Annotated in this window: 23 protein-coding genes; 15 read left to right on the top strand and 8 right to left on the bottom strand. The window is 74.8% G+C overall.

Annotation, left to right across the window (positions count from 1 at the left end):
• Positions 1–92 precede the first annotated feature (92 nt).
• Genes BLS43_RS26330 through BLS43_RS26320 form a run of 3 tightly spaced genes read left to right on the top strand, consistent with a single transcriptional unit; the run spans position 93 to position 2,783 of the window.
• Positions 93–773 carry a hypothetical protein gene (locus BLS43_RS26330; RefSeq protein WP_093089392.1) on the top strand — a complete coding sequence of 227 codons (681 nt, stop codon included), beginning with the start codon at positions 93–95 and terminating at the stop codon, positions 771–773.
• Positions 774–814: 41 nt separating this feature from the next.
• Entirely contained in the window at positions 815–1,972 is a 1,158-nt protein-coding gene (gene hemW, locus BLS43_RS26325) for a radical SAM family heme chaperone HemW (RefSeq protein ID WP_093089391.1), read from the top strand.
• Positions 1,973–2,006: 34 nt separating this feature from the next.
• Positions 2,007–2,783, top strand: a complete 777-nt coding sequence (locus BLS43_RS26320) for an esterase/lipase family protein (protein WP_093089390.1) — start codon at positions 2,007–2,009, stop codon at positions 2,781–2,783.
• Here the strand turns inward: BLS43_RS26320 and BLS43_RS26315 are convergent.
• From BLS43_RS26315 to BLS43_RS26300, 4 genes are all read right to left on the bottom strand, one after another.
• Complete coding sequence (locus BLS43_RS26315; protein WP_093089389.1) at positions 2,773–3,603, bottom strand: ABC transporter permease; 831 nt, start codon at positions 3,601–3,603, stop codon at positions 2,773–2,775. The genes BLS43_RS26320 and BLS43_RS26315 overlap by 11 nt on opposite strands.
• A complete protein-coding gene (locus tag BLS43_RS26310; protein WP_245707835.1) occupies positions 3,600–4,529 on the bottom strand; it encodes an ABC transporter ATP-binding protein in 930 nt (309 codons plus the stop codon). Before BLS43_RS26310 ends, BLS43_RS26315 begins: the two co-directional genes overlap by 4 nt.
• Positions 4,526–5,614 carry a LolA-like protein gene (locus BLS43_RS26305; protein ID WP_093089388.1) on the bottom strand — a complete coding sequence of 363 codons (1,089 nt, stop codon included), beginning with the start codon at positions 5,612–5,614 and terminating at the stop codon, positions 4,526–4,528. Before BLS43_RS26305 ends, BLS43_RS26310 begins: the two co-directional genes overlap by 4 nt.
• 522 nt (positions 5,615–6,136) lie before the next feature.
• Positions 6,137–6,697, bottom strand: coding sequence for a hypothetical protein (locus BLS43_RS26300; protein ID WP_093089387.1), 561 nt, complete (start codon positions 6,695–6,697; stop codon positions 6,137–6,139).
• A 134-nt stretch (positions 6,698–6,831) separates the two neighbouring features.
• Between BLS43_RS26300 and hrcA the strand changes: the two genes are divergently transcribed.
• The 4 genes from hrcA to BLS43_RS26280 all read left to right on the top strand — a co-directional run bounded on the left by hrcA (position 6,832) and on the right by BLS43_RS26280 (position 11,162).
• Positions 6,832–7,851: a heat-inducible transcriptional repressor HrcA gene (hrcA, locus tag BLS43_RS26295; RefSeq protein ID WP_093089386.1), complete on the top strand. Its 1,020-nt coding sequence runs from the start codon at positions 6,832–6,834 to the stop codon at positions 7,849–7,851.
• A 39-nt stretch (positions 7,852–7,890) separates the two neighbouring features.
• Positions 7,891–9,036 carry a molecular chaperone DnaJ gene (gene dnaJ, locus BLS43_RS26290; RefSeq protein ID WP_093089435.1) on the top strand — a complete coding sequence of 382 codons (1,146 nt, stop codon included), beginning with the start codon at positions 7,891–7,893 and terminating at the stop codon, positions 9,034–9,036.
• Positions 9,037–9,087: 51 nt separating this feature from the next.
• Positions 9,088–9,834 carry a 16S rRNA (uracil(1498)-N(3))-methyltransferase gene (locus BLS43_RS26285; protein WP_093089385.1) on the top strand — a complete coding sequence of 249 codons (747 nt, stop codon included), beginning with the start codon at positions 9,088–9,090 and terminating at the stop codon, positions 9,832–9,834.
• A 296-nt stretch (positions 9,835–10,130) separates the two neighbouring features.
• Positions 10,131–11,162: a PhoH family protein gene (locus BLS43_RS26280; protein ID WP_093089434.1), complete on the top strand. Its 1,032-nt coding sequence runs from the start codon at positions 10,131–10,133 to the stop codon at positions 11,160–11,162.
• Between the two features lie 16 nt (positions 11,163–11,178).
• Here the strand turns inward: BLS43_RS26280 and BLS43_RS26275 are convergent, their stop codons facing one another.
• Positions 11,179–11,904 carry an IclR family transcriptional regulator gene (locus tag BLS43_RS26275; protein ID WP_093089384.1) on the bottom strand — a complete coding sequence of 242 codons (726 nt, stop codon included), beginning with the start codon at positions 11,902–11,904 and terminating at the stop codon, positions 11,179–11,181.
• Positions 11,905–12,013: 109 nt separating this feature from the next.
• On the opposite strand from BLS43_RS26275, the gene dhaK reads away from it, so the two are divergent.
• From dhaK to era, 8 genes are read left to right on the top strand one after another with little or no spacing between them, the layout of a single operon-like run.
• Positions 12,014–13,000, top strand: coding sequence for a dihydroxyacetone kinase subunit DhaK (gene dhaK, locus BLS43_RS26270; protein ID WP_093089383.1), 987 nt, complete (start codon positions 12,014–12,016; stop codon positions 12,998–13,000).
• A complete protein-coding gene (dhaL, locus tag BLS43_RS26265) occupies positions 12,997–13,623 on the top strand; it encodes a dihydroxyacetone kinase subunit DhaL (protein ID WP_093089382.1) in 627 nt (208 codons plus the stop codon). Before dhaK ends, dhaL begins: the two co-directional genes overlap by 4 nt.
• A 3-nt stretch (positions 13,624–13,626) precedes the next feature.
• The gene (gene ptsP, locus BLS43_RS26260) at positions 13,627–16,059 is read left to right on the top strand and encodes a phosphoenolpyruvate--protein phosphotransferase (protein WP_245707834.1); all 2,433 of its coding nucleotides are present in this window, start codon (positions 13,627–13,629) and stop codon (positions 16,057–16,059) included.
• A 38-nt stretch (positions 16,060–16,097) separates the two neighbouring features.
• Positions 16,098–16,637: an rRNA maturation RNase YbeY gene (gene ybeY, locus BLS43_RS26255; protein ID WP_093089381.1), complete on the top strand. Its 540-nt coding sequence runs from the start codon at positions 16,098–16,100 to the stop codon at positions 16,635–16,637.
• Positions 16,634–18,016, top strand: a complete 1,383-nt coding sequence (locus BLS43_RS26250) for a hemolysin family protein (RefSeq protein WP_093089380.1) — start codon at positions 16,634–16,636, stop codon at positions 18,014–18,016. Before ybeY ends, BLS43_RS26250 begins: the two co-directional genes overlap by 4 nt.
• Positions 18,003–18,356: a hypothetical protein gene (locus tag BLS43_RS26245; RefSeq protein ID WP_093089379.1), complete on the top strand. Its 354-nt coding sequence runs from the start codon at positions 18,003–18,005 to the stop codon at positions 18,354–18,356. Before BLS43_RS26250 ends, BLS43_RS26245 begins: the two co-directional genes overlap by 14 nt.
• The gene (lhgO, locus tag BLS43_RS26240; protein WP_093089378.1) at positions 18,356–19,564 is read left to right on the top strand and encodes an L-2-hydroxyglutarate oxidase; all 1,209 of its coding nucleotides are present in this window, start codon (positions 18,356–18,358) and stop codon (positions 19,562–19,564) included. The genes BLS43_RS26245 and lhgO overlap by 1 nt, the downstream gene beginning before the upstream one ends.
• Positions 19,561–20,478: a GTPase Era gene (era, locus tag BLS43_RS26235; RefSeq protein ID WP_093089377.1), complete on the top strand. Its 918-nt coding sequence runs from the start codon at positions 19,561–19,563 to the stop codon at positions 20,476–20,478. Before lhgO ends, era begins: the two co-directional genes overlap by 4 nt.
• Here era and BLS43_RS26230 read toward each other — a convergent pair.
• Genes BLS43_RS26230 through BLS43_RS26220 form a run of 3 tightly spaced genes read right to left on the bottom strand, consistent with a single transcriptional unit; the run spans position 20,420 to position 23,450 of the window.
• Positions 20,420–21,577, bottom strand: coding sequence for an AI-2E family transporter (locus tag BLS43_RS26230; RefSeq protein ID WP_093089376.1), 1,158 nt, complete (start codon positions 21,575–21,577; stop codon positions 20,420–20,422). The genes era and BLS43_RS26230 overlap by 59 nt on opposite strands.
• On the bottom strand, positions 21,577–22,185 hold the full coding sequence (locus BLS43_RS26225) for an HdeD family acid-resistance protein (protein ID WP_093089375.1): 609 nt from the start codon (positions 22,183–22,185) through the stop codon (positions 21,577–21,579). The genes BLS43_RS26230 and BLS43_RS26225 overlap by 1 nt, the downstream gene beginning before the upstream one ends.
• A gap of 23 nt (positions 22,186–22,208) precedes the next feature.
• A complete protein-coding gene (locus tag BLS43_RS26220; protein WP_093089374.1) occupies positions 22,209–23,450 on the bottom strand; it encodes a patatin-like phospholipase family protein in 1,242 nt (413 codons plus the stop codon).
• Between the last annotated feature and the right edge of the window lie 93 nt (positions 23,451–23,543).

The following is a 23,543-nucleotide window of genomic DNA, read 5'->3' as shown; positions in this document are numbered from 1 at the left end:
ACTCCGAGCGCCCCCGAAGAGCGGAGTGCGCTGGTCCGATCGCTGTGTCAGGGTCTGCCCGACAGGGTGAACGCAGCAGCGGACGGAGCGGCATGGCGCGGCACACACCGGGAGGCGGACGCACGCCCGTCGCCGCGTTGCTGCAGGCCACCGGCGAGCGCGGGACCGCGCGGCGCGGGCTGCTGACCGTGCTCGCGCTCGTGGGGATCCTCGGGATCGGCGGGGCGGCGGGATGGGCGATCGTGGCGCACGAGCGCACCGAACGGCCTGCTGCGGTGGCGCTGCCCGCCGAGCCGACGGCGTCGCCGGTGATCCCCGTGCCGACGATCACGCCCGCCCCCGTACCGCCCGCCCCGGCGCCGGAAGGCGACTCCGAGCTCTCCGGCGGTTCGGCAGGGCACGGTCCGGGACCGGTCGCGTCGCACGCCGCGAGCGCCGCCGCGGCGACCGGGTCCGGGGGTGTCGGCCCGGCCGCCGACCCGCCCGCACCACCGCAGGCGGCGCCCCCCGCCGCGCAGGCCCCGGCGGCCGTGCCGGCCCCGCAGGCCGCACCGACCGCACCGACCGCACCGACCGCACCGACCGCACCGACCGAGCCGCCTGCGCCGCTGCAGGAGCCGGCCGTGGTCGATCCGCGTGCGCTCGGGCCGCAGATCCGGGCCGAGGTGCGTCGTGAGGTGGCGCAGGTCAGGGCCGAGGCGGACCGCCGCCGTCAGGATGCCCGGGACCTGGCCGCGCAGGCGCGCGCCCGCGCGGGGGCGCTCGGCCGCTGACCGGCCCGCTGCGGGCGGCCGCGGTTCCGTAGCCTGGTGGGGTGAGCAGGCCACCGTTCGGGATCTACGTGCACGTGCCGTTCTGCGCGTCCCGGTGCGGCTACTGCGACTTCAACACCTACACCGCCTCCGAGCTGCAGGGATCCGGGTCCTCGCCGGACACGTGGCTGGAGGCGGTCCGCCGCGAGCTCACCCGGGCCCGCGCCACCGTGGGCGACCGCGCCGTCGACACCGTGTTCGTCGGCGGCGGCACGCCGTCGCTGATCGGCGCCGAACGCCTCGGTGCGGTGCTCGCCACGATCCGGTCCGAGTTCGGCCTCGCGCCGGGCGCCGAGGTCACCACCGAGTCCAACCCGGAGTCGACCTCGCCCGAGTTCTTCGCCGGGCTCGTCGAGGCCGGGTACACACGCGTGTCGCTGGGCATGCAGTCGGCGGCCCCGCACGTGCTCCGGATCCTCGACCGCCGGCACACACCCGGCCGCGCCGTCGACGCCGCGCGCGAGGCCCGCGCCGCCGGGATCGCGCACGTCAACCTCGACCTGATCTACGCCACACCCGGGGAGACCACGGCGGACCTGCGCGGGTCGGTCGAGGCGGTGCTGTCGGCGGGCGTGGACCACGTGTCGGCGTACTCGCTGATCGTGGAGGACGGCACGGCCATGGCGCGCAAGGTCGCGCGCGGTGAGCTCCCGGCCCCGGACGACGACGTCGCCGCCGAGCGCTACGAGCTCATCGACGACCTGCTCTCCGCGGCGGGCCTGCAGTGGTACGAGGTCTCGAACTGGGCGAGCTCGGCCGGGGCCCGGTGTCGGCACAACCTCGGCTACTGGCTCGACGGGGACTGGTGGGGCGTCGGTCCCGGCGCCCACTCCCACCTGGCCGGGCGCCGCTGGTGGAACGTCAAGCACCCCGCCCGGTACGCCGCCGCCCTGGCCGAGTCCGCCGACCCCGAGGCCGACCACGAGGTGCTCACCCCCACCGAGCAGCACACCGAGCGCGTGATGCTCCGGCTGCGCCTGGCCGAGGGCCTCGACCTGGACCTGCTCGACGCGCCCGCCCGCGCCGAGGCCGACCGCGCCGCCGCCGCGGACCTGCTGGAGCTGCGCGGGGGCCGCGCGATCCTCACCCGCCGCGGCCGCCTGCTGGCCGATCGGGTGGTCCAGGACCTGCTCCTCGCGAGCGAGACCGCCCCCGCGTGAGCGGGCTGCGCCGCACCCGACCTCGGGGGGACCGATGAGTCCGCGGCGGCGGATGCTGGCGGCGGTCCTCGCCGGGCTCGTGGTGCTCGCGGCCGTCGTCCTCGGGGTGCGGCTGCTCCCGGGCGGCCCGGCCGTCGACCCGGACTCGCGGCCCGCGCCGGACCGGCCCGGCACCGTGCTCCTGGTGCCCGGCTACGGCGGCGGCCGCGACGGGCTGCTGCGGCTCGCGGCCCGGATCGAGGCGACCGGGCGCACCGCCGAGGTGCTGACCCTCGTCGGCGACGGCACCGGCGACCTCGGCGCCCAGGTCCGGGTACTCGACGACGCCGCGGACGCGGCGATCGCGGCGGGTGCACCCTCTGTCGACGTCGTCGGGTACAGCGCCGGGGGCGTTGTCGCCGGCCTGTGGGTGGCGAGGGACGACGGCGCGGCGAAGGCCCGCCGCGTCGTCACCCTGGGCTCCCCGCTGGGCGGCACCACCCTCGCCGCGCAGGCCGCGACCCAGGCGCCCGACGCGTGCCCGCAGGCCTGCCGCCAGCTGGCGCCCGGCTCGGCGGAGCTGCGCGAGATCGCGGGCGTGGGGGCGGACCTGCCCTGGTTGTCGATCTACACCGCGGACGACGAGACGTCCACCCCGCCGGAGACCGCGGTGTTCGCGGGGGCGACGAACGTCGAGGTCCAGCAGGTCTGCCCCGGCGCGCGCGTGACCCACTCCCAGCTGCCGACGGACCCCACGGTCGCGGGCCTGGTCCTGCGCGGCCTCGACCGGGCCCCCACCGACCTGACCGGGGCCGGCTGCGTCACGTCGTGACGTCCTTGGTGGAGAAGTTGGCCCAGGCCGCGCCGAACGCGACGACGACGTACCCCAGCTGCACGAGCGCGCCCTCGCGGACGTCCGCCCAGAGGATCGGGTCGCGGAAGAGGTCGATCCAGGCCAGCCAGTGGGCGGTCGGCAGGAAGGGCTCGATCGCCGCGGCGGCGTCCAGCGGTTGCACCGCGGCACTCGCCACGACCAGCGCCAACACCCCCAGCGCGGCCGCCAGCGGGGAGTCGGTGAGGGTGGAGAACAGCAGCCCGACGGCGCCCAGCGCCAGCATGCACAGCGCCAGGTAGCCGACGGTGGTGGCGGTCCGGAACACGACGTCCGCCGGGCTCAGCTCCACCCCGGACAGCGACGGGATCGCGCCGCCCCCGCCCAGCGACGCGTCGGGCCCGAAGCCGAAGGCCACGACGCCGACGGCATAGGACACGACCGTCACGAACAGCACCGCGAGCAGCACGAACACCGCGACCGACACGAGCTTCGCGACCAGCAGGCGCAGCCGCCCGACGGGGCGCACCAGCAGATAGCGCAGGGTCCCCGCCGAGGACTCGCCGGCGATGGTGTCGCCGGCCACGATGGCGACCGTGATCGGCAGGAACACCGGCACGACCAGCGCCAACGCCGCCGCCGGGAAGATCTGCCCGTTGCTCACCACGGCGGACAGGAACGCGCCGCCGCGGCCCGGGGGAGGCGCCAGCCGGGTGGTCGCGAGCAGGACCGCGACCAGCGTCGGCAGCGCGCACAGCAGCAGCCAACACAGCCACACCCGCCGCTTGCGCAGCATCAACCGCAGCTCGACGAGGATCATCGCGGCCCCTCCGAGCGAGCCCGGTCCACCCGGTCGCTGCCCGCGCCGGTGATCTCCAGCACCACCTGTTCGAGGCTGCGCTGCTCCAGCACCAGCCCGCTGACCGGCACCCCGCGCGCCACCAGCTGTGCGTTGACCGCCACCGGGTCCGTCCCCCGCACGGTGACGAGCTCACCCGCGCGGCCGAGGACCTGCCCGTCGAGCACGCCGACGACGCCCGCCGGGTCGGGCGTCCGGACGAGGATCCGGCCGGTCGGGGCGCGGAGCGCGTCGAGCGAGGAGGTCAGGGCGAGCCGCCCGCGGTCCATGACGCCGACGTCCGTGCACAGCGCCTCCACCTCGGTCAGCAGGTGCGAGGACAGGACGACCGTGGTGCCCGCTGCGTTGAGGTCGGTGAGCAGGGCGCGCATCTCCTGGATGCCCCGGGGGTCGAGGCCGTTGGTGGGTTCGTCGAGGAGCAGCAGCTCGGGCTCGCGCAGGATGGCCGCGGCGATGCCGAGGCGCTGGCGCATGCCGAGCGAGTAGGCGCGGACCGGGCGGCGGTCCACGCCGCCGAGCCCCACCCGGTCCAGGGCCTCGTCGACCCGGTCGGCCCGGCGACGTCCGGCCCGGCCCCTCCCGGCCGCGTCGAGCAGGCGGAGGTTGGCGCGGCCCGAGAGGTGTCCCCAGGCGGCCGGACCCTCCACCAGCGCGCCGACCCGCGGGAGGACCGTCGCCGCCCGCTTCGGCATGGGCTCGCCCAGCACCTCGATGTGGCCCGACGTCGCGTGCACCAGCCCGAGCAGCATCCGCACCAGCGTGGTCTTGCCGGACCCGTTGGGCCCCAACAGCCCGAACCGGACGCCGCGCGGGACCTCCAGGGACACCCCGGACACGGCCACGACCCGGCCGAACCGCTTGGTGAGGTCACGGGTGGCCAGGATCACGGTCGCCGCCCCGGGAGCTCGCGCAGCGCCTGGTCCAGCACCGCGGGCGCGACGGTGCCCGCCACCAGCACCCCGCCCCGCCGGATCCCGCCGCGCGCGGCGACCGACAGCAACGGGGTGGTGAGGATCGCGGCCCGCCCGACCGGCACGTCGACCACGGTCCCGCCTGCGGCGGGCGCCCCGTCGATCACCCGGTCCGCGATCCCGCGCGAGGCCGGGACCAGCACGAACCCCGACACTCCCGCGCCGTAGACGCCGACGCCGGGCAGGCCCCCCGCGAGCGGGACGAGGTCGCGGCCCGCGAGCCGCGGCGGGGGCGGGGCGGCGTCGAGCTGGCGGAGCGCACCGGCGAGGTCCGCGGCCTCGGCGGTCACCTCGCCCGCGCCCGGCGGCGCCGTGGGGACGGTGATCTCGGGCGTGCTCAGGGAGACCTCCCGGAACTCGGTGAACAGCAGGGCCTGGTCCGCGCCGCGTGCGGCGACCTCCACCCGCAGGGGCAGGGCCGACGCGGGGTCGCACCACACGTCGATGCGGCCGACGGTGGTGTCCGGGTCGGCCGGGGTGATCCGGAGGCCCGCGGCGTCGAACCCCGCGACCCGACGCGCGGGGAGCGCGGAGACGGGGTCGGCGCGGGTCAGGCTCGTGAGCCTGCGGGCCAGCTCGGAGGGCACGAGGTCCGCGGCGCGCGGCAACCGGACGGGCGTCTCCCCGGAGACGACGGTGAGCTGGTTCGCCCCGAAGTCCCAGACGTACTCCCGCCCGCCCAGCCGGTAGGTGTCGCGTTCGCCGGCCGGGGTCAGCTCGTCGACCCGCCAGGCCTCCGGCCCGGCGTAGCGGGTACGCAGCCGCGTCACACTCGTGAACAGCGCTGTGACCTGCTCCAACGCGGCGATCTCCGGCAACCCGAGCCGCCCGGTGCTCTCCGCGTACCCGACGTGGGGTGGGAGCCCGGCCAGGATGCGTGTGCGGAGGTCCTCCGGGTCCGCCGAGGCCGTCGCCGGCAGGGTCACCGCGGCCGCCCCGAGCAGTACCGCCGTCCCGGCACCCACCAGCACCCACCGCCGCGTCACCCGGGAGTCGCCCATCTCGCGGCCCAGCCTGGCGGGCGAGAGGTGAAACGCCGGTGTGCCGAGAGGGCGGGTGGGAGGTGAACGGCGGTGCTTCGGGAGAGCGCGTGGGAGGTCAACGGTGGTGCGGGGGGAGGGCGGGTGGGAGGTGGAACGGCGGTGCTTCGGGAGAACGGGTGTGCCCCCGCCCGCCCTTTGCAGTGACAGCGGATCCGCACGTGCGGCGCGCGGCGCGCGCGTGCGGATGCGCGGGTAGAGCCGCTCTGTCGGCGGATGCGCACTTCGGAGGGTGTGCGGATGCGCGGGCAGAGCGGCTCTGTCGGCGGATGCGCACTTCGGAGAGGGGTGCGGATGCGCTGGCACTGCAAAGGGCGGGCGTGCGTACGTACCGGCCCGGCACTGCAAGCGCGGCCGTGCGTATCGGCCGGCAGTGCAAGGGCAAGGGTGCAGATCCCCTGGCAGTGCCAGAGCGAGCGTGCAGATCCGCTGGCAGTGCAAGAGCAAACGTGCGGATCCGCTGACACTGCAAAGGGCGCGCGCTCAGGCACCTCCCCGCAGGTAGGACTCGCCGCGCGGGGACAGCCGGTACCCGACCTCCAGTGACTCGGTCAGGCCCAGCTCCTTCAGCTTCCGCACGTCCCGCTTGAACGGCAGGGTCTCCCGACCCAGCTCGGCGGCCAGGTCGGGCGCCCGCACGCCGGGTCTGGCGTCGATGAGGGCCAGCGTCGCCGCGGTCCACGGCGTCACCCGGTCCATCCGCGCCAGCCGCGCGGCGACCGAGTCCCGCTCGTCGGGGGTCAGCGGCTGCGCGCGCAGGGCGACCCGCGGGTCCTCGCCCGCCGCGACCAGCTCGATCCGCCACACCGGGCCGGTCCCGCGGGCGAGCAGCGCGCGCAGGTCCTTCAGCGTCTGGCCCGCCGCGGCCGCGTCGGCCGCCCGCAGCGCGGACACACCCACCCGCGACACCCCCGTCACCTCGACGAGGCCGATGCGGGTCCGCATCCGCGTCCCCGGCACCACCCGGGGGCGCTCCCACCGCCGGAAGGCACAGGTGATCCGGCCTGCGGCGATCCCGTCGAGCGTCTCCTGGCGCAGCAGCACCGGCCCACCTCACCGGGCGCACGGTCGACTGCGCAAGCTCCGTCCCAACCTTGAGCCGACCCGACGCAAGAGTCACAAGCGCGCTCGCGACCCGAGCACCTAGACTGGAAAACCGACGACCGGGAGGAGCCGCGATGAATGCCGACGAACGCCGCTTCGCGGTCCTGCAGGCCATCGTGGCCGACTACGTCTCGACCCAGGAGCCGGTGGGCTCCAAGGCGATCGTGGATCGGCACAACCTCGGCGTCTCCTCCGCGACGGTCCGCAACGACATGGCCGCGCTGGAGGAGGAGGGGCTGATCGCCCAGCCGCACACCAGCGCGGGCCGGATCCCCACGGACAAGGGCTACCGGCTCTTCGTGGACCGGGTCGCGCAGGTCAAGCCGCTGAGCAAGGCCGAGCGCCAGGCCGTGCAGAGCTTCCTCGAAGGCGCCACCGACCTGGACGACGTGCTGCGCCGCAGTGTCCGGCTGCTCGCGCAGCTGACCCGGCAGGTCGCCGTCGTGCAGTACCCCACGCTGACCCGTTCCACGGTCCGGCACCTGGAGGTCGTCCAGCTGACCCCCGCGCGGCTGATGCTGGTGCTGATCACCGACTCCGGCCGGGTGGACCAGCGGATGGTGGACCTCGGCCAGGTGGTGACCGACGAGGACACCGCCCGGCTGCGCAGCATGATCAACGGCGCGTTGGTGGGGCAGCGGCTGGCCGAGGCCTCGGCCCGGGTGGCGGAGCTCCCGAACTCCGCGCCCGCGGAGCTGCGGGACGTCGTGCTGACCCTGTCCACGGTGCTGATCGAGACGCTCGTCGAGCATCCCGAGGAGCGCCTGGTCCTGGGCGGCACGGCCAACCTCACGCGCAGCACGGCGGACTTCCCGGGGTCGCTGCGGCAGGTGCTGGAGGCGCTGGAGGAGCAGGTCGTGGTCCTCAAGCTGTTGGCCGCCGCGCGCGAGCCGGGGCTGGTCACGGTGCGGATCGGCGAGGAGAACGAGTCCGCGGACCTGCACACCGCGTCGGTCGTGTCGATCGGCTACGGGCCGGGCACGGTCGTCGGTGGGATGGGCGTCGTCGGGCCGACGCGGATGGACTACCCGGGCACCATGGCGGCGGTGCACGCCGTCGCCCGATACGTCGGTGAGATCCTGGCGGGACGCTAGGTGGGCACACGAGCAGAAGGATTCATGGGGAACCAGCAGGTGGCACGCGACTACTACGGCATCTTGGGCGTCGAGCAGGGCGCGGACGCCGCCGAACTGAAGCGGGCCTACCGTCGGCTCGCCCGGGAGTTGCACCCGGACGTCAACCCCGATCCGGCGGCGCAGGAGCGCTTCGCCGAGATCAGCACGGCGTACGAGGTGCTGACCGACCCGGAGAAGCGCCGGATCGTCGATCTGGGCGGCGACCCGTTGGACAACGGCCGCGGCGGCGGTGGCGGAGCGGGCGACCCGTTCTCCGCCTTCGGTTTCGGCGACATCATGGACGCCTTCTTCGGCGGTGCGGGCGGCGGGCGCGGGCGCGGTCCGCGCAGCCGCGTGCAGCCCGGGGCGGATGCGCTCATCCGGATGCAGCTCACGCTCGAGGAGTGCGCCACGGGGGTGCAGCGCGAGCTGACCGTGGACACGGCGGTGCTGTGCGACCAGTGCGGCGGGAACGGCTGCGCCCCGGGGACCTCCCCGCAGGGCTGCCCGACGTGTGGGGGCCGCGGCGAGGTGCAGAGCGTGCAGCGCTCGTTCCTGGGCCAGGTCGTCACCTCGCGACCCTGCCCCGAGTGCCGCGGGCTCGGCGAGATCATCCCGGACCCGTGCCGGCAGTGCGCGGGCGACGGGCGGGTGCGCGCGCGGCGCAGCGTCGGCGTCCGGATCCCGGCGGGCGTGGCGGACGGCATGCGCGTCCGGCTGGCCGGGCAGGGCGAGGTCGGTTCGGGGGGCGGTCCGGCCGGAGACCTCTACGTCGAGGTCGAGGAGATCCCGCACGAGGTCTTCCAGCGGGAGGGTGCGGACCTGCACGTCCGGCTGCCGCTGCCGATGACCGCGGCGGCCCTCGGCGCGACCCTGCCGCTGCCGATGCTCGACGGGACCACCGAGGACCTGCACATCGAGCCGGGCACCCAGAGCGGCACGCTGCGCACGCTGCGGGCCAAGGGGATGCCGCGGCTGCGCTCGACCGGCCGGATCGACGGCCAGGGCGACCTGGTCGTGCACGTCGAGGTCACGGTGCCGACGAAGCTCGACAAGGAGCAGACCGACCTGTTGCGCCAGCTCGCGAAGCTGCGCGGCGAGGAGCAGCCGGACCTGGCCCAGAAGAACGGGCACGGGCTGTTCGGTCGGCTGTTCCGGCAGTGAGGCCGATGACCGAGCCCCCGAACGGCTCCGCGACCCCGTGACCGAGGCGCTGTGACCGAGGCGTTGTTCCTGGTCGACGAGCTGGGCGAGCGGGTCCTCCTCGACGGGCCGGAGGGCAGGCACGCGGCCGCGGTCAAGCGGATCCGGGTGGGCGAGACCGTCCGGCTGTCCGACGGCCGGGGCGCGCTGGCCCGGGCCGAGGCGGTGGCCGTCGGCAGGGACACCGTGGAGTTCGCGGTGCTCTCCCGCGAGCACCACCCCGCGCCGCCGCTGCGGATCACGCTGGCCCAGGCGCTCGTCAAGGGCGACCGCGGCGAGCTCGCCGTGGAGACCGCCACCGAGGCGGGGGTCGACGCGATCCTGCCGTGGCGGGCGGCCCGCTGCGTCGCGAAGTGGGAGCAGGGCCCGCGCGGCGACAAGGCGCTCGCCCGGTGGCGGGCGACCGTGCGCGAGGCCGCCAAGCAGGCGCGGCGGCCGTGGGTGCCCGCGGTGGGCGAGCCGGTCGACACCCGGCGACTCGCCCGGCACGACGGTCCGATCCTGGTGCTGCACGAGTCCGCCACGGACGTGCTGGCGGCCACGGACCTGCCGGTCTCCGGGGACGTGCTGCTGGTCGTGGGCCCCGAGGGCGGGGTGTCGGACGACGAGCTGGACCTGCTGGTCGCGGCGGGTGCGAAGGCCGTCCGGCTGGGTCCGGAGGTGCTGCGGGCCTCGACCGCGGCGGCGGTGGCCCTCGGCGCGATCGGAGCCCTGTCCGCACGGTGGTGTGACCGGGCCCACGCAGCACCGCCTTCGTGACTGCGCAAACATCTGAGCTAGGGTCAGCACCGGCTCACCCACCCCCCTGGTGAGCACGGGATCCCCGGGCTCCGCTCGGGGACGCCGCCGGGTTCGCCCGCGGCCGCGTCGCGGTGGCCATCCCCCCGGTCGCCGCGGCGCGTTCCTCGTCGGCGCGGAGGCGGTTACTCGCGTGTCTTCTGTCGGTGGGCGGCGGTAACATCCGGGCGGAATCACCGCAGAGCCCCCTCGGTTCGCGAACGACAGGAAGCAGGCGACCAGAGCACGTGACCCAGCCGGACCCCGTCCAGTCCCGCATGGCAGTCCCGGACACCGCGCTGCTCGCGCTGCTCGGCTCGCGTGACGAGTCGCTGCGCACCGCCGAGGAGCTCCTGTCCGCGGACGTGCACGTGCGCGGCAACGAGCTCACCCTCACCGGCGACCCGGCGGACGTCGCGTTCGCGGAGCGGGTCTTCGCCGAGCTGATCACCCTCGCCTCGCGGGGGCAGCAGGTCGGCGCGGACACCGTGCGCCGCACCGTCGAGATGCTCGGCGAGGCGGACCCGGCGGTCGCCGCGCTGCAGGGGGAGACCCCCGCCGAGGTGCTGTCGCTGGACATCGTGTCCCGGCGCGGGAAGACGATCCGCCCGAAGACGCTGAACCAGAAGCGGTACGTCGACGCGATCGACGCGCACACCATCGTCTTCGGCATCGGCCCCGCCGGTACGGGCAAGACGTACCTCGCCATGGCGAAGGCCGTGCAGGCGTTGCAGGCCAAGCAGGTCAACCGGATCATCCTGACCCGGCCCGCGGTCGAGGCGGGGGAGCGGCTCGGGTACCTGCCCGGCACGCTCTACGAGAAGATCGACCCGTACCTGCGCCCGCTGTACGACGCGCTGCACGACATGATCGACCCCGAGTCCATCCCGAAGCTGATCGCGGCGGGCACGATCGAGGTCGCGCCGCTCGCCTACATGCGCGGCCGCACGCTGAACGACGCGTTCATCATCCTGGACGAGGCGCAGAACACCACGCCCGAGCAGATGAAGATGTTCCTGACCCGGCTCGGTTTCGGCTCGAAGATCGTCGTGACGGGTGACGTCACGCAGGTCGACCTGCCGGGCAACACCCGCTCCGGCCTCAAGGTCGTCCAGGAGATCCTGTTCGGCGTCGACGACGTGGCGTTCCCCGAGCTGACCAGCCAGGACGTGGTGCGCCACCGCCTGGTCGGCGAGATCGTGGACGCCTACGCCCGGTTCGACGCGGACCAGCAGAACCGCCCCCAGCTGCGCAGCGCACCCCGCACCGGCCCGCCCCAGAACCGCGCGGCCCGCCGCTCACAGCGCTGAGCGGCGCCGCCGGAGTTCAGGCCGTCGCGGACTCCTCGGCGAACCGGGGCGGCCAGCTGCTCGCGCCCAGCTCCCGGCTGATCCCGCGGGCGGCGCGGCGCAGCGCGTCGAGCGTGGCGGGGGCCGGGGGCCACGCGCCCGCGGGCACGACCAGCCCGACCGCCCCGCACACCTCGTCGGCGGTCGCCACGGGTGAGGCCGCGCCGCACTCGCCGAGGACGGCCTCCTCGACCTCGTTCGCGAGACCTGTCCGGCGCACCGTGCCCAGGTCCCGCGGGGGGAGCTGGGTCTCGCCGGTCATCGGACGCGGGTCCGTCACGGTGCACATCCCGTACGCCAGCAGGACCTTGCCCAGCGCGCAGGCGTGCGCCGGGACCACGATCCCCACCTCGTCGGGGGTCGGCGCGGCGGCGACCACCACGACGTCTCCCCCGAGCGGGACGGCCACCCGCACCCCGCACCCCGTCTGCGCCGCGAGGTCGGCGATCCACGGTTGCGCGTGCGCCCGCAGCTCGAGGTTGTCCAGGTAGACGTTGCCGAGCTTGAGCGTCGCGGGGCCCAGGCGGTAGAGGCCGGTGTCGCGTTCCTGCACGACCATGCCGTGCGCGAGCAGCGTCCGGACGATGCCGTGCACCGTCGACGGGGCGAGGCCCATGGCCGCCGCGATCTCGCCGAGGCTGCGCCGCCGCGCACCCTGCAGGACCGCCAGCACGCGCAGCGCACGGTCGACGGACTGGATCACGGCGCACTCCTTGTGGTGTGAGTCGGGTCATACTAGCGTTCGGCATCGCCGAATGGTCTTCGAAGGCGGAGCCTGCGGAGCCGACCCTCAGTGCCGATGGGGAGGGCCCATGAAGAAGCTCATCAACGATCCGGATTCCGTCGTCGCCGAGGCGCTGCGCGGGATGGCCCTCGCGCACCCGGAGCTGCGGGTGGACCACGAGAACCGGATCGTCTTCCGAGGCGACGCGCCGGTCCGCGGCAAGGTCGGGCTCGTCTCCGGTGGCGGGTCGGGGCACGAGCCGATGCACGGCGGTTTCGTCGGCCCCGGAATGCTGGACGCGGCGTGCGCGGGCGAGGTGTTCACCTCACCGGTCCCCGACCAGATGGTCGCGGCGACCCAGGGGGTGGACGGCGGCGCGGGCGTCCTGCACATCGTGAAGAACTACACCGGCGACGTCATGAACTTCGAGATGGCCGCCGAGCTGGTCGAGACCGAGGTGGCGACGGTCGTCGTGGACGACGACGTCGCCGTCCAGGACTCCCTCTACACCGCGGGCAGGCGGGGCGTCGGCACCACGGTGCTGCTGGAGAAGATCGTCGGCGCGGCCGCGGAGCAGGGGCGCCCGTTGGCCGAGGTGGCGGACCTGGCCCGGAAGGTGAACGACCGCGGCCGCAGCATGGGCATGGCGCTGACCTCGTGCACCGTGCCGGCGGCGGGGCAGCCGACCTTCGACCTCCCCGAGGACGAGATGGAGATCGGGATCGGCATCCACGGCGAGCCCGGGCGGCGTCGGGTCCCGCTGGCGCCCGCCCGCGAGATCGCGGAGATGCTGGTCGAGCCGGTGCTCTCGGACCTCGACTTCACGTCCGCGCCGGTGATCTGCTTCGTCAACGGGATGGGCGCGTCGCCCCTGCTGGAGCTGTACCTGATGTACGGGGAGGTCGCGGCGCTGCTGGAGAAGGCGGGCGTGCGGGTCGCGCGGTCGCTGGTGGGGCCCTACATCACGTCCCTGGACATGGCGGGCTGCTCGGTGACGTTGCTCCGCGCGGACGACGACCTGCTCGCCCTCTGGGACGCCCCGGTGCGCACCCCCGGCCTCCGGTGGGGCGCATGACGTCGCTCGACTCGCTCGTCTCCTGGCTCCGGGCCTTCGCGGCGTCGGTCGAGGAGCAGAAGGACGCGCTCACCGCGCTGGACTCCGCGATCGGGGACGCCGACCACGGCGCCAACATGGCGCGCGGCATGGCGGCGGTGGTCGCGGCACTCGACGCCCAGTCGTTCGACTCGGTCGGCGCGCTGTTCAAGAAGGTCGGGATGACGCTGGTCAGCACGGTCGGCGGGGCGAGCGGCCCGCTCTACGGCACGCTCTTCCTGCGGTTCGGCACCAGTGCCGGGGAGGTCTCCGAGCTCGACCCGCAGGCGCTCGCGAAGGCGCTGCGGGCAGGCCTGGAGGGCGTGGTCGCCCGCGGCAGGCCGGAGGCGGGCGACAAGACGATGTTCGACGCCCTGTCCCCGGCCCTCGACGCCCTGGACGCCGCCCTGTCGAGCGGCGCGTCCCTGGCGGACGCCCTGACCGCCGCCTCGCGGGCCGCCGACGCCGGCCGGGACGCCACCGTCCCGATGCTCGCGCGGAAGGGGCGCGCCAGCTACCTGGGCGAACGCAGCGTGGGCCACCAGGATCCCGGCGCCACCTCCACCGCGCTGCTGGTCGCGGCGGCGGCGCGCACCCTGGCCTGATCGGTGTCGGACACGGTCGGGCTGGTCGTCGTCTCGCACAGCCGGGCGCTGGGCGAGGCGGCGGCGGAGCTGGCCCGGGAGATGGTGCCGGGGGACGCGGTCCGCATCGAGGTGGCCGCGGGCCTCGACGAGCACACCCTCGGCACCGACGCCACCGCCATCGCCGAGGCGCTGACCAGGGCGGACGGCGGGGCGGGCGTCGTCGTGCTGATGGACCTGGGCAGTGCCGTGCTCTCCGCCGAGCTGGCGCTGGAGTTCCACGACGACCCGGACTCGGTGCTGCTCTGTCCGGCGCCCCTGGTGGAGGGTCTGGTCGCGGCCGCGGTCGCGGCGGCGGGCGGTGCCGATCGCGTGACCGTCGCCGCCGAGGCCGGCCAGGGCACCGCCGCCAAGCGCGCCCAGCTCGGCGAGGAGCCGGTGGCGCCGAGCGGCCCCGTGGCGTCCCGGCCGGACCGGGTGGAGCGGTTCACGGTGACCCCGCCGCACGGCCTGCACGCCCGGCCCGCCGCGCTGCTCGTCCGCGCGGTCGCCGGGTTCGACGCCCGCGTCGAGCTCGTCGACCTCACGACCGGGCGCGGGCCGGTCTCGGCGGCGGGACTCACCGGGGTGGCCGCGCTCGGGGCGGCGTCGGGGGACGAGATCGAGGTGCGGGCGACGGGTTTGCAGGCAGGCGACGCGGTGGCGGCGCTGCTCGACCTCGCGGCCGGGGGGTTCGGCGAGGGGGGCTCCGCCGCCCGTGCGGACGCCGATGATCCACCCGTGGGGAGCGATGCGGTCGCCGAGCGACCGCCGCCCTCCCCGCTCGTGGATCACGGTCCGGTGGCCGGGTCGCCGGGGATCGCGCTCGGCCCGGCCCGCGTGCTCCGGCCCACCGCGCTCGCGGTGCCCGCCGAGCCCGCGGGCACGCCGGCCGCCGAGCGCGCCCGGCTCGCCGCGGCGGTCGCGGCGGCCAGGGCGTCGATCACCGCGGTCCGCGACGCCACGCCCGGCGCGGAGGCGGCGATCTTCGACGCCCATCTCCTGATGCTCGACGACCCGGCCCTCGTCGACGTCGCGAACGCCGGCATCGACGCAGGTCGCAGCGCTGCCGCGGCGTGGGCGTCGGCCGCCCGGGACGCCGCGGCGCAGCTCGCCGCCCTGCCGGGCGAGTACCTCCGCGCCCGCGCCGCGGACGTCCGGGCCGTGGGGGACGATGTCCTGCGCGCCCTCGCCCACGCAGACCGCGAACCCGACGGTGCGGAGAGCGCGGTGCTCCTCGCGGCCGACCTGACGCCCGCCGAGGCCGCCACCCTCCCGGCCGCCGGCGTGGTCCTGGCCGGCGGGAGCCCCACCGCGCACGCCGTGATCATCCTGCGCGCGCGGGGGATCCCCGCGGTGCTCGGGGCGGGGAAGGAGGTCCTCGACACCCCCGACGGCACCCTCGTCGCCCTCGACGGCGACACCGGCGAGCTGCAGGTCGACCCGCCGGACCCGGACCGCTTCCGGGCGCGACGGGCCCGGGCGCGTGCCCGGGAGCGGGCCGCGGAGGACCGTCGGCACGAACCGGCCGTCACGCCGGACGGCACCCGCGTGCTCGTCGGCGTCAACCTCGGGGCGGAGCCGGCTTCCGAGCCGGGCGCCCCCGACCCCGCCCCGGGCGCCGACCTCGCGGGCCTGGTCCGCACCGAGTTCCTGTTCCTCGACCGGGGCCGCGCCCCGTCGGTCGACGAGCAGGAGGCCGCCTACCGAGCCGTGGCGCGAGCCATGGGCGGGCGCCGGGTGGTGCTGCGCACGCTCGACGTCGGGGGCGACAAGCCCCTGCCGTACCTGCCGCAGCCGCCGGAGGCCAACCCGTTCCTCGGTGTCCGCGGCCTGCGGCTCGCCCTGGCGCGGCCCGACCTGCTCGACGACCAGCTGCGCGCGATCGTCCGGGTGGCCCGCGACCATCCCGTCAGCGTGCTGTTCCCGATGGTCACCGTGCCCGCCGAGCTCGACGCCGCCCGCGCCGCGCTCGCCCGCGCCCAGGAGCGGGAGGGGCCCGCCGCGCTGCAGGTCGGGATCATGGTCGAGGTCCCCGCCGCGGCGCTCACGGCGGCCCGGTTCGCCGCGGGCGTCGACTTCTTCAGCATCGGCACCAACGACCTGACCCAGTACACCCTCGCCGCGGAGCGCGGGAACCCGCGGCTGGCCCCGCTCGGCGACGCCCTGCACCCGGCGGTCCTGCGGCTGGTCCGGGAGGTCTGCGACACCGGCGTGCCGACCGCGGTGTGCGGGGAGCTGGCGGCGGACCCGCGGGCCGTCGGGCTGCTCGTCGGGCTGGGGGTGCGGGAGCTGAGCGTGGCGCCGCCCGCCGTGGCGCGCGTCAAGCAGGCGGTCCGCGAATCGGCGGGCTTGCCGCCCGACCTGTGGACAACTCGGGACGCGGAGGCGGTCCGCGCACTGCTCCCGGAAGGCTGACGACTACCCTCGACGCCACCGACATCCGAGGGGAAAGCGTGAGCATCGAGGTCGTCAACGAGTCCGGCGTCGCCGTCGACGAGTCACTGATCGTGTCCGTCGCGCGCTATGCGCTGGACAGGATGCGGGTCAGCCCCGCCGTCGAGCTCGCGATCACCGCCGTGACCCTGGACGCCATGTCCGAGCTGCACGAACGGTGGATGGACGAGCCCGGCCCCACGGACGTCATGGCCTTCCCGATGGACGACCTGGCCGAGGACACCCGCCGTCCGGACGCACCCGACATCGGGCCCGCGCTGCTCGGGGACATCGTGCTGTGCCCGGCGTTCGCCAAGGACCAGGCGGTCAAGGCGGGCCACACGATGGACGACGAGCTGCACCTGCTCACCGTGCACGGCTGCCTGCACCTGCTGGGCTACGACCACCACGAGCCGGAGGAGGAGCGCGAGATGTTCGCGCTGCAGAACCGGCTGCTGCACGACTGGCGGACCGAGCGCGCCGAGAGCGCGGCGCGGGAGGCCCAGCGCCGCAGCGACGCGAAGCTCCTCGGGACCGTGGGGTTGGACGCCGAGGAATGAACGCCGTCGGGCTGCTCGTCATCGCGATCGTGCTGATCCCGGTCGCAGGCGTCTGCGCCGCGGCGGACGCCGCGTTCACCTCGGTGTCCAGCGCGCGGGTCGCGGACCTGGTGCGGGCCGGGCGCCCGGGCGCGCGCGCCCTGGCCCGGGTCGTCGAGGACCGGGCGCGCTACCTCAACCTGCTCATCCTGCTCCGGCTCATGGGCGAGACCGTGGCCACCGTGCTGCTCACGATCGCCCTCGCGAGCTGGATCGACCCGCCCTGGCTCGGGGTGCTGCTCGCCGCCGCGATCATGGTGGTGGTCAGCTACGTGCTGATCGGGGTCGGACCGCGCACCCTGGGCCGCCAGCACCCCTACGCCCTGGGCATGGCCGTGGCGGCCCCGATCCGCGTGATCGCCACGCTGCTCGGCCCGATCACCTCGCTGCTGATCCTGGTCGGCAACGCGATCACCCCGGGCCGCGGCTTCCGCGAGGGCCCGTTCTCGTCCGAGGTCGAGCTGCGCGAGCTCGTCGACATGGCGGGCACGGCGGGCGTCGTGGACGAGGGCGAGCGCAAGATGATCCACTCGGTGTTCGAGCTGGGGGACACCATCGTCCGGGACGTCATGCAGCCCCGGCCGGACGTGGTGTGGGCCGAGCGGGACACCCCCGTCCAGAAGGTCGTGCGGCTGGCGCTGAAGAGCGGCTACTCGCGCATCCCGGTGCTGGGGGAGGACATCGACGACATCGTCGGGATCGCCTACCTCAAGGATCTGGTCGGGGTCACCTGGGACCGGCCGTCGGCCACGCTGGTCGAGGTGGTGCGCCCGCCGGTGTTCGTGCCGGACTCCAAGCGGATCGACGAGCTGCTCAGCGACATGCAGCGCACCCGCAACCACATGGCGATCGTGGTGGACGAGTACGGCGGCACCGCGGGCCTGGTCACGATCGAGGACATCCTCGAGGAGATCGTCGGGGACATCTCGGACGAGTACGACACCGCCGAGGTGCCCGAGGTCCAGCGGCTCGACGGTGGCACCCTACGGCTCGCGGCCCGGCTGCCCGTCGAGGACCTGCAGGAGCTGTTCGCGGGGGAGTTCACCGGCACCGAGCGCGAGGAGGAGCTCCGCGAGGCGATCGAGGAGGCGGACGTCGACACCATCGGCGGCCTGCTCGCCCAGCGGCTCGGCAAGGTCCCGCTGCCCGGGGCGGAGGCCGAGGTCGAGGGGCTGCTGCACCTGAAGGGCGAGGGCGGCAAGGACGCCCGCGGGCGCGTGCGCATCACGTCGGTGCTGGTCACACCCCTCACGCGGCCCGAACCCGAGGACGAGAACGAGCACCAGGCGGAGCGCGAGCCCGTGCCCGCCGCACAGGAGGAGACCGATGTCCGGCAGTGAGACCCCGCCCCTCGGCGCCGAGGACGCCAAGATCGTGACGTTGGCGCGGTCCTCGCGCGCCCGCACGGGCGCGGCCGAGGGCGCCGCGGTGCGGGACACGGACGGGCGCACCTACGCCGCGGCCGCCGTGGACCTGCCGTCGCTGCGGCTCACGGCCCTGCAGGCCGCCGTCGCCGCCGCGGTCTCCAGCGGCGCGGAGGGCATCGAGGCCGCCGCGGTGGTCCTCGACGGCGAGCCGGACGAGGCCTCCGTGGCCGCGGTCCGGGACCTCACCGCGAGCGCGCCGGTGATCGTCGCGAACGCGAAGGGCGAGGTCGTCTCGGTCCTGGTGCCCGCCTGATGAGCACCCCGACGTACGACGTCGTGGTGGTCGGCGGCGGGATCGTCGGCCTGGCCACCGCGCACGCGGTCGTCCGCAGCGGCCGCACGGTCGCCGTGGTCGAGCGGGAGCCGCGGCTGGCGGACCACCAGACCGGCCGCAACTCGAACGTGATCCACTCCGGGCTCTACTACGCCCCGGGCGGCTACAAGGCGCGCCTGGCCGTGGCGGGCTGCGCGGAGACCGTCGCGTTCTGCCGCGCGCACGACCTGCCGCACCGGGTGTCGGGCAAGCTCGTCGTGGCCACCGAGCAGGAGGAGCTCCCCCGGCTCGCGGAGCTGGAGCGCCGGGGCCGGGCGAACGGCGTCGAGACCCACCGGCTCGATGCGGCGGGCATGCGGGAGCGGGAGCCGCACGTCCGCGGCCTCGACGCGCTGTGGGTGCCGTCGACCGGGATCTGCGACTACCGCGCCGTCGCCGAGAAGATCGGCGAGCTGCTGGTCAAGGAGGGCGGCGAGATCCACCTCGGCCGCACCGTCACCGGGCTCGCGCCGCGGGACTCGGACGTGGTCGTCCGCACGGGCTCCGGCGACCTGCTGGGCGCGCAGGCGGTCGTCTGCGGCGGCCTGCGCAGCGACGAGCTGGCCCGCGCCTCGGGTGTCGATCCCGGGGTCCGGATCATCCCCTTCCGCGGCGAGTACTCGGGCTTCACCGAGGAGGCCGCGGAGCTGGTCAAGGGCCTGATCTACCCCGTGCCGGACCCGGCCTTCCCGTTCCTCGGCGTGCACGCCACGCGGGGGGTCGACGGGCACGTGCACGCCGGACCGAACGCGGTGCTCGCGCTGGCCCGCGAGGGCTACGACTGGACCACGGTCAAGCCGAAGGAGCTCCTCGGGAGCCTGCTGTACCCGGGCATGGTCCACGTGGCGCGCACGCACTGGCGCTACGGGCTCGGCGAGGTGCGCCGCTCGCTGTCGAAGGCCGCGATGGTGACCCAGATCCAGCGGATGCTGCCCGAGGTCCGGGCGCACCACCTCGTGCCTGCGGGCGCGGGCGTGCGGGCCCAGGCGGTCACCCCGGACGGCACGCTGGTGGACGACTTCCTGTTCCGGCAGCAGGGCCGCATCCTGCACGTGCTCAACGCGCCCTCGCCCGCGGCCACGGCCGCATTCCCGATCGGGCGCGAGATCCTTCAGAAGCTCACCGGCGAGACCCTGGGGCCCCTGTGAACACCTGGCCGGACGACTTCCGTTCCGGGTTCGCCTGCTTCGTCGGCAGGCCGAACGCCGGCAAGTCCACCCTGACCAACGCGCTGATCGGGCAGAAGATCGCGATCACCTCGTCGCGCCCGCAGACCACGCGGCACGCGATCCGCGGGATCGTGCACCGGCCGGACGCCCAGCTGATCGTCGTGGACACCCCCGGCCTGCACAAGCCGCGCACCCTGCTGGGCTCCCGGCTGAACGACGTGGTCCGCGAGACCTGGGCGGAGGTGGACGTCGTGGGGTTCTGCGTGCCGGCGGACCAGCCCGTGGGCCGCGGGGACGAGTTCATCGCGGGGGAGCTGAAGTCCGTCGCGGGGCGCACCCCGGTGCTCGGGATCGTCACGAAGACGGACAAGGCACGCCCGGAGCAGATCGCGGAGCGGCTCACCCAGATGTCCGAGCTGATGGAGTTCGCGGACATCGTGCCGTGCTCGGCGAAGTCCGGCGACCAGGTCGGGCTGCTCGCGGACCTGCTCGTCGACAAGCTGCCGGAGGGCCCGCCGCTCTACCCGGACGGCGAGCTGACCGACGAGCCGGAGGAGACGCTGGTCGCCGAGCTGGTCCGCGAGGCGGCCCTCGAGGGCGTCCGGGACGAGCTGCCGCACTCCATCGCGGTCACCGTCCAGGAGATGATCGAGCGCGAGGACCGTCCGGCGGACGATCCGATGCTGGACGTCCACGCCACCATCTTCGTGGAGCGGCAGAGCCAGAAGGGCATCGTGATCGGCCGCGGCGGCGAGCGGCTGCGCCAGGTCGGTACGGACGCCCGTCGCCAGATCGAGGCGCTCCTGGGCGTGAAGGTCTACCTGGACCTGCACGTCACGGTGGCGAAGGACTGGCAACGGGATCCTCGACAGCTGCGGAAGCTGGGGTTCTAGGCCGGGGGCTGCTCCCGATCAGCGCGTTCGCCCAGTGTGCCCGGGGGTCGACGTCGACGAGCAGGACCTTGGCCAGCAGGGTCAGCGGGGTGGCGAGGACGGCGCCGATCGGGCCGAGCAGCCACCCCCAGAACACCAGGCCGACGAGCACGACCGTCACGCTCAGGCCCACGGCGTCGCCGATGAAGCGTGGCTGGATCAGCGAGGTCAGCACGAAGTTGACCACCAGGTAGATCGCGACCACGGTCACCGTCAGCGGCCACCCGCCGACCAGCAGCGCGAGGACCATCGGCGGCACCAGCCCGACCCAGAACCCGACGTACGGGATGTAGTTGGTGATGAACGCCAGCAGCCCCCACAACAGCGCGAGCGGCACCCCGAGCAGTGCGAGCGCGATCGCGTCGACGGCCCCGACGAGCAGGCCGAACACCGTGTTCACGGCCATGTAGCGGCGGGTGCCGCTCGCGAACCGGGTCAGGGCGGCGGCGGCCTCGGCGTGGTCTTCGGCCAGCAGGGCCCGCCTGCGGTCGACCCCGGCGGCCTCGAAGGACAGGAACAGCAGCAGCGACAGCAGGAAGACGAGGTTGCCGAGCAGCCCCGTCAGGCCGAGGAGCAGCCCGCTGACCAGCCCGACCAGCCGCGAGGTGTCCAGCGAGGCGGCGAGCGCGCGCAGCTGCTCGGGCCCCACGCCGAACTCCGCGAGCCGGCCGAGCGCACCGCTGAGCAGCCCGTTCGCCTCGGCGGCGTACCCGGGCAGGACGGTCGCGAGCCGGGCCGCCGACACCACGATGGTCCCGGCGAGCACCAGCAGCACGCCGTAGACGCACAGCAACAACACCCCGGACGCGGCCCAGCCGGGCAACCCGAGCCGCACCAGCCTGCCGTGCACCGGGTGCACGGTGATCACGATGACCAGGGCCAGGAAGAGCGGGCCGACCAGCCAGGCGACGCCCGCGATCCCGGCCACGACGATGACCACCGACGCCGCGGCCAGCAGCACCACGAGCGCCCGCGGCAACCCGCCCTCCGCAGCCCGGGCGGCACTCTCGGGACCCGACTCGTGCCGCTCGGGGCTCGCGAGGGGGGCGTCCGCCTCCATCAGGCGGACGTGGCCAGCGACCGGACCCGGAAGGCGAGCACGGCCAGCACGATCCCGCCCGCGAGCGCGAAGATCCCGACCAGCCAGAGCAGCGCGAGGATGCCGGACGCCGGCCAGACCAGCAGCAGGACACCGAAGATCACGTCGAGGGCGCCCTTGGCGAGGGTCCAGCCCCAGCGGTCGTCCGTGCGGCGGGACCGGATGCCCTCGGCGATGGTGCTGACACCCAGCACGATCGCCCAGAACGCCACCACGAACAGCAGCGAGAGCGCGGTGGCCGCGGGCCAGACGAGCGCGATGATGCCCGCCAGCACCGAGATCACGCCCTGCGCCACGATCCAGCCCCAGGAGGGCTCGGTCCCGCGGGCCTTGATCCCCAGGTAGACGGCCGTGACGCCGTCCATGATCGCGTAGACACCGAAGACGATGATCAGCGCCTGCAGGGCGATGCCGGGTGCCGCGAGCACCAGGACGCCCCAGATCACCAGAAGCACGGCGCGCAGCAGCACCAGCCACCAGGCCGTCTTCGCCATGTCCTTCAGCTCGCTCGCGATCGGCGAGTCCCCGGGCGGGGTGTCGGCGGGCGGTGTCGCGGACGTCTCGGTCATGGGTCTCCTCGTTCGATGCCTGATCAGCGCACGGGTCCGAGCCGCAGCTCGGACACGCGCCCGTCGATGAAGTCGGCCTCGGCGCGCCCGAGGCCGTCGCGCAGCCGCAGTGTCCACATCGCACGATCACCGGCGACGTGCTTGCGGGTGGGGTCGATCTGTGTCCCACCTGCGAGAACCGTACTCAGATGTGCGCGCAGCGGAACCCCGGCGCGTGGCCGGAACGGGTGGTCCGAGTGGAGCACCGCGTCCTCGGTGGTCGCGGCGCGCAGCGCCTCGGCGTCACCGCCGCGCACCGCGCGCTCGAACGCGAGCGCGCCCAGGAACCGGTCGGCCTGGTCCCGGCCGCGGCGCTGCAGGCCGTCGAGGAACCGCACGTCGCGATTGAGCTTCGACGCCGATCCCAGCACCCGCGACCGCCACGAGCCGGGCATCTCGATCACCCGCACGGTGACGTGCTTGTACCCCCGGTCCGCCCGCAGGTCGCCCGCCGCGAGCATCCGGTCGACGGTCTCGATGAACCCGAGCTCCTGGTGCAGCGAGAGGTTGCCGGCCAGCCCGTTGCGCCGGTCGGCGATCTCGACCGGGGTGCGGGGCTCGCGGTCGACGGCGGGGGCGTTGATCTGGATGACCCAGAGCTCGTCCGGCGCGGTGGCGAGCAGGTCGTGGACGGGTGGGTTCTGCGAGAACAGGCCGTCCCAGTACGTCCCGCCGTGGGTCCGCACGGCGCGGAACAGGGTGGGGATCGCCGCCGAGGCGAGCACACAGTCGGCGGTGATCCGGTCCGTGCGGCTGTCGAAGGCGCGGAACTCGCCGGTGAGCACGTCCACCGCGCCGAGCAGCAGCATCGGCGCGTCGGGATCGGCGGTGATCCCGGCGAAGTCGACGTGCCTGCTCAGCAGGGAGGTGAACTGGTCGACGCCGCTGAGGAACCGGGGGAGGGCGTAGGGCGTCCCCGCGGGCAGGAGCCCGAGGCCCTGCAGCGCACCGGCGCCGACCATGCCGACGTTCTGCAGCCGGGTGAGCGGGTTGCGGGCGGAGTTGTCCCGCCAGAACGCCTCGAGCAGCTGCGCGGCCCGCTCGCGATCCTCGGCGCGCAGCCCCTCCCAGGCCAGCAGCGCGCAGATGGCGCCACCGGAGGTCCCCGACAGGCCGACGATCTCGTGTCCCGCCAGCTCGGGGGCACGCAACAGGCGGGCGAGCACACCGGCGGTGAAGGCCGTGTGGCTGCCGCCCCCCTGGCAGGCGATCGCGATTCGACTCATGATCGCAGGACGCTAGCCGTCCACACCGGATCGGATCAGGGCCGAACGGCTCGCCGCCGTCCGGGTGCCGGGGCGCGCCGGGTCGTGCGTCGC

It is taken from the genome of Pseudonocardia oroxyli (assembly GCF_900102195.1).
Taxonomy (GTDB): Bacteria; Actinomycetota; Actinomycetes; order Mycobacteriales; family Pseudonocardiaceae; genus Pseudonocardia; species Pseudonocardia oroxyli.
The sequence above is the reverse complement of the archived record's forward strand: the minus strand, read 5'-3'. Positions and strand labels throughout refer to the sequence as shown.

Excerpts from the sequence above, each read along its gene's own strand:
- hrcA (WP_093089386.1), top strand. The coding sequence starts at position 6,832 with ATGAATGCCGACGAACGCCGCTTCGCGGTCCTGCAGGCCATCGTGGCC.
- dhaL (WP_093089382.1), top strand. The coding sequence starts at position 12,997 with ATGACGTCGCTCGACTCGCTCGTCTCCTGGCTCCGGGCCTTCGCGGCG.
- BLS43_RS26245 (WP_093089379.1), top strand. The coding sequence starts at position 18,003 with ATGTCCGGCAGTGAGACCCCGCCCCTCGGCGCCGAGGACGCCAAGATC.
- BLS43_RS26220 (WP_093089374.1), bottom strand. The coding sequence starts at position 23,450 with ATGAGTCGAATCGCGATCGCCTGCCAGGGGGGCGGCAGCCACACGGCC.
- BLS43_RS26330 (WP_093089392.1), top strand. The coding sequence starts at position 93 with ATGGCGCGGCACACACCGGGAGGCGGACGCACGCCCGTCGCCGCGTTG.
- BLS43_RS26305 (WP_093089388.1), bottom strand. The coding sequence starts at position 5,614 with ATGGGCGACTCCCGGGTGACGCGGCGGTGGGTGCTGGTGGGTGCCGGG.
- BLS43_RS26315 (WP_093089389.1), bottom strand. The coding sequence starts at position 3,603 with ATGATCCTCGTCGAGCTGCGGTTGATGCTGCGCAAGCGGCGGGTGTGG.
- BLS43_RS26230 (WP_093089376.1), bottom strand. The coding sequence starts at position 21,577 with ATGGAGGCGGACGCCCCCCTCGCGAGCCCCGAGCGGCACGAGTCGGGT.
- BLS43_RS26225 (WP_093089375.1), bottom strand. The coding sequence starts at position 22,185 with ATGACCGAGACGTCCGCGACACCGCCCGCCGACACCCCGCCCGGGGAC.
- BLS43_RS26320 (WP_093089390.1), top strand. The coding sequence starts at position 2,007 with ATGAGTCCGCGGCGGCGGATGCTGGCGGCGGTCCTCGCCGGGCTCGTG.
- lhgO (WP_093089378.1), top strand. The coding sequence starts at position 18,356 with ATGAGCACCCCGACGTACGACGTCGTGGTGGTCGGCGGCGGGATCGTC.
- BLS43_RS26250 (WP_093089380.1), top strand. The coding sequence starts at position 16,634 with ATGAACGCCGTCGGGCTGCTCGTCATCGCGATCGTGCTGATCCCGGTC.
- dhaK (WP_093089383.1), top strand. The coding sequence starts at position 12,014 with ATGAAGAAGCTCATCAACGATCCGGATTCCGTCGTCGCCGAGGCGCTG.
- BLS43_RS26280 (WP_093089434.1), top strand. The coding sequence starts at position 10,131 with ATGGCAGTCCCGGACACCGCGCTGCTCGCGCTGCTCGGCTCGCGTGAC.